The organism is Paenibacillus roseus, from assembly GCF_016424485.1.
Taxonomy (GTDB): domain Bacteria; phylum Bacillota; class Bacilli; order Paenibacillales; family Paenibacillaceae; genus Paenibacillus_D; species Paenibacillus_D roseus.
This window is the reverse complement of record NZ_JAELUP010000074.1, coordinates 1-730: the sequence shown is the minus strand read 5'-3', so window position 1 is coordinate 730 and position 730 is coordinate 1. Positions and strand designations below refer to the sequence as shown.

Genomic DNA, 730 nt, shown 5'->3' with positions numbered 1-730 from the left:
TATCCTTCGTTTCGATATAGGGGATATCCCAGCTCCATCCTTTCCCGATCGGGAAACGATTCTCTACTTGTTTTGGTTTGACCTGGTTGCCATAGACCCAATAGTCAAGCAACTGGGATTGGAAAAAGCGATCATAGACGACGTTGCCTGTTGGATAATATCTGGCGCTTAATGGAATTCCATTGAGAACCATATCTTGAGCCAGCAGGTACGGGCTGTTACTATTATTGGGATCGACGTAGGTCCATGCTGATTTTAGCGAATCTATCACTTCATTGTTAAATTCGATATACGGCTCATTAGGCTTCGGGTAGTACACAAACGTAGATTGTCCACCAATGATCTGGACCAGCGATTTGTAACTCGTGCCGTCCAACACAAAATTCCCGGCGTATCCCACTTGTGGTGACACCAAACTATTTGGCGAAGAGGTTTTATTATACAAACGACCTTCTAGCTGAGGGTAGTACCTCATGGTGTACGGGACTCCTCTAACAAAATCTTTATCATAATACTGGGCATCGGAGCTGTCATAGCTACGGGTTAAGGCAAATGATAAACCGTTTCGCCCGGGCAGCACCATATCCGTAGCCTGTACGGAGAGCGAACCGCTAATCGGAGATATGCTTTCACTAACCGATTGGATCGAAAACGGGGCGCTATCCCTTTGAATATTTAACCGTTTCACCGCAAACTCGTCATAGCTGGTTGGATAGGAAGTGGAAGAGGA

1 protein-coding gene is annotated in these 730 nt (G+C 45.9%); it reads right to left on the bottom strand.

What is annotated here, in order from left to right; genetic code table 11:
• Window positions 1-730: hypothetical protein (locus JFN88_RS14560; protein ID WP_199020015.1), on the bottom strand; the 730-nt coding region annotated here is incomplete at both ends.